Raw genomic sequence first — 249 nt, 5'->3', positions numbered from 1 at the left:
CAACAGAGGAGGATGAGGTCGATGCGCGCGTCGACCCGAGCGGAGTCCAACGATTTCGCGGCCAAAATCGAACTGTGCGCGCCGCGTTTCCCACCGCGTCGAAGTTCCCTGCTCCCCCAAGCGTGAAGATTCCCGCCGGCTTTCGCCACGGATCGTGGGTCGTGTCCGCGACTGGAAAATACGCCTCCATGAGCCTGAGTCAAGCCGCGACCGGCGTCAAACGCGCTCCGGTTCCGAACTACATTACGG

General features: G+C 62.7%; 1 protein-coding gene. It reads left to right on the top strand.

Annotated features, from left to right (window positions below; translation table 11 throughout):
- On the top strand, positions 1 to 249 hold a 249-nt coding region (locus tag C1X29_RS29585), incomplete at both ends, for a hypothetical protein (RefSeq protein ID WP_218275745.1).

Origin of the sequence: Pseudomonas sp. GW456-12-10-14-LB2 (assembly GCF_002884345.1) — a bacterium.
Taxonomy (GTDB): Bacteria; Pseudomonadota; Gammaproteobacteria; order Pseudomonadales; family Pseudomonadaceae; genus Aquipseudomonas; species Aquipseudomonas paraglycinae.
This window is presented reverse-complemented; position numbering and strand designations above follow the sequence as displayed.